General features: G+C 62.0%; 2 protein-coding genes. Both read right to left on the reverse strand.

The features are described 5' to 3' along the window. Positions 1 to 143 precede the first annotated feature (143 nt). Positions 144 to 803: a DUF2057 domain-containing protein gene (locus AB5Y64_RS03980; protein WP_114522960.1), complete on the reverse strand. Its 660-nt coding sequence runs from the start codon at positions 801 to 803 to the stop codon at positions 144 to 146. A 213-nt stretch (positions 804 to 1,016) separates the two neighbouring features. Continuing rightward, positions 1,017 to 3,089: an ATP-dependent DNA helicase DinG gene (gene dinG / locus AB5Y64_RS03985; RefSeq protein ID WP_043153863.1), complete on the reverse strand. Its 2,073-nt coding sequence runs from the start codon at positions 3,087 to 3,089 to the stop codon at positions 1,017 to 1,019. Positions 3,090 to 3,406: the final 317 nt, after the last annotated feature.

Below are 3,406 nucleotides of genomic sequence, written 5' to 3' on the forward strand. Positions count from 1 at the left end.
AGGATGTTGGAGCGCTACGGGCGGGAAGTGAATGTACCACGTTGCTTGCATGAGGCGCTGGGGCGCCCCATGCAACACGTAATTGGGACATAGCCATGAAAAAGGGGAGCCAGGCTCCCCTCGATGCAGGCGTGCGATGCGCCTTACTGCTGCTGGATCACCCAGATCTGGAAGGCTTTGCGGGTCTCCGCATCGGCCTTGTTGTACCAGCTCTGCAGCTGGGTCAGGGCTTCCGGATTGCTCATGGCCTTGCTCGGGGCCACTTCGGCCGGTGCGCTGGCGGCGGCCATCACGGCGGCGCTGGAGATGGCGACGGTCTTGGGCTGGTTGAAGGCCTTGCCCATATTGATCAGCTCCTGCTGATAGTCGCGGGTCAGCTGGAAGCCACCCACGGTCGGCATGACGAACTGCTCGCTCTCCACTACCTGACCGCTGACCTTGTCTCTGAGAACGACGTTTTGATCCTTGATAAAGAGTCTGGCTTCCTCTTCCTTACGGGGCTTCTTGAAGTCGAGGAAGAGTTGCTGGTTGTCGGCGGCGGTGAAGTTGATCACCAGGGGCTCGGCGGTGACCAGCTTGATCTCGCTGCGGCTGGAGTAGTTGCCCTCGAAGGCGACCACGACCTGGTGTTTGCCGGGCTCCAGGGAGAAGGTGCTGGTCTTGTCGAGCAGCTTGGGATTGATGGACTCACCATCGAGCAACTGCATCACGTAGGGATTCTGTATTTCCAGTTGGCTAGCGGCCAGGGCGCTACCTGCCCACAACAGACCAGCCAGGGCCGGTACCAGAACAGTCAGTTTCATTTCATCTCCTTGAACAGTCAGGCAATTGCCCACTGAAAAATAGGAGGTCATTTTTACAGGTTTGCCCCACAGCGGCAATAGCCGTTTATGGCGCCTTCCGGTGTGCGGGGTGTGGATCCCGCTGCCCCGAGTCCTGCGGGCAGCGTGCTCTTCTATCTTCCTGCCCCCTCCTGACATGAGGGTCAGGGGAGCGCATGGCGGGCGTCAGCCGTGTCACTCGATGCGTCGGGTGAAGGGGGGGAGGGCGTCCAGCAGCCCCTTGCCGTAGCGCTTGGTCAGCAGGCGCCGGTCCAGGATGGTGACCCGCCCCCGATCCGCCTCTTTTCGGATGAGGCGGCCACAGGCCTGGATGAGCTTGCGCGACGCTTCCGGCACCGTCAGTTGCAGGAAGGGGTTGCCGCCGCGCTGCTCTATCCACTCGGCGGTCGCCTCTTCCACGGGGGAGTTGGGCACCGCGAAGGGGAGCTTGGTGATCACCAGGTTGGTGAGGTAGTGGCCGGGCAGATCCAGCCCTTCCGAGAAGCTGCCGGTGCCAAAGAGGATGCTGGCCTGGCCGCCGTCGCACTTCTGTTTGTGCAGGAGGAGCAGGGCGCTGCGGGACGCTTCCCCCTGTACCAGGAGCGACATCCCCTTGGCCCGCAGCCCCACCGCCACCTCGTTCATCTGGCGATAGGAGGAGAAGAGCACCAGGCTGGCCTCCTTGCCTGCCAGCAGGCGGGGCAGGGTATCGATCAACTCCTGGGTGAAGGCGGGGGCACTGGGTTCATGGGCCATCTTGGGCAGATAGAGTTCGGCCTTGTGGTAGTCGAAGGGGGAGCGCAGCCGCAGATAGCGGGTGCCGTCATGCTCCTTGAGCCCCACCTGGTGGCGAAAATAACTGAAGGAGGAGAGGGCGGTGAGGGTCGCCGACACCAGCACGGCCCCGAGACAGCGGGACCAGAGCCACTCCTCCAGCAGATACCCCACCTCGATGGGGGAGGCGTGCAGCCAGATGTCCCCGTCCTCGCTTCTGGCCATCCAGCGGGCGAGGGGGGTCTTGCCGGTGGGAACATGGCGGCTCAGCATCTCCCAGAGGGCGCAGAAGCTCTCGAGCCGTTGCAAGTGAAAACCGCTCTCCGCCAGCAGAGGCTCGGCCTCCTTGCGACGGATGTCGCCATCCTTGAGCGCCTCGCCGATGGCCCCCTGCATTCTGTCCAGCGCCCTCAGTGCCTTCTTGCTCGCCTCCTTGAGGTTTTCCGCCAGCATGGGCAGGGGATCCGGCAGCACCCCATCGGCGAATCTGTGGTGGGGCTCGCCGCCAAAGAGGTGATCATTGCTGGCGAGCCACTGCTCGAGGGCCTTGAGATCCGGCTGGAGAGAGGCCAGGGCATCCTGCAGTTTGAGCTGGGGATCGAGCAGGCTCTCCTTGTTCAGCGTCCTGGCCAGCTTGCCCGCGCTTTGCACCAGCTTTTCCAGCCAGCGGCGGGATCCCTTGATGCTGGCGCTGGCGGCGCCGTGATCCCGGGCGATGGTGGGCAGGTGATGGGCTTCGTCCAGCACATAGATGCACTCGTCCGGCGGCGGCAATATGATGCCGCCCCCCATGGTGAGGTCGGAGAGCAGCAGGGCGTGGTTGACCACCAGCACGTCTGCTGCGTCCATGTCGTTGCGGGCCCGATGGAAGGGGCAGTGCTGATGGTGGCTCAGGGCCTTGTTGCAGGTGTGGCGGTCGGCTGCGATGCGATCCCAGCAAGGGTCTGGAATGGGTTTGGGCCAGTTGTCCCGATCCCCGTCCCACTTGCCTTCGGTGTAGGCCTGCCACAGCCCCTGGTAGCACGCTTTGTCAGCATCCGATGGCTTGTGTTTGCTCAATGCGCCGAAGTCGAGTTCGAAATTGGCCATCTCGCTGCCGTTTGCCGCCTGCTCCAGCAGGTGCTCGCAGCAGTAGCGCTGGCGCCCCTTGACCAGCATGAAACGAAACGGCAGCTCGCTGTGACGGTGATAAAAGGGGAGATCCTTGTGGATGAGCTGCTCCTGCAGGGCCACGGTGGCGGTGGAGATCACCAGCTTCTTCTGGGTCAGCCGTGCCACTGGGATGGCCCCCTGGGCATAGGAGAGGGACTTGCCGATGCCGGTGCCTGCCTCGGCCACCAGGATGCGGCGACTCCTGTCATATTCTCCCGTCAGGGTCTTGGCGATTTCGGCAACCAGGAAATTCTGCTCCTTGCGCGGCACAAAACCGGGTAAACCATCGGCAATCTGGCGATAGGTATTGCGGATGGTGGCTTTGAGGCGAGTCGATAGCATAAAGAAGGTGTGGCCGTGTCGGTGTGGATGGCAACAGGATACCCGCAACAGGCGGCCCGGGTCGAGGCAGGGGAGAAGCAGTCGGGTCAGCCCCGGCTTTGCACATATGTTATGAGGGAACAGGGGGTTGCAATAAACCACCAAAAAAGAGGGATTCAGGCAGAGAGTATCGCTGTAAACGTTTTCCCTGATGGGGCAAACATTGTGAGATTCAGCTCACAAATTTTTGGTTCTTCGCGGGATCTTGGGGAAGTGGAAGTTGACAGACAGGGTGCTGGTAAACTGGCTGTCTCCAAACACACCACCACCATCACCCT

This window comes from Aeromonas sp. R5-1 (genome assembly GCF_040908265.1).
In the GTDB taxonomy this organism is placed as follows: domain Bacteria; phylum Pseudomonadota; class Gammaproteobacteria; order Enterobacterales; family Aeromonadaceae; genus Aeromonas; species Aeromonas caviae.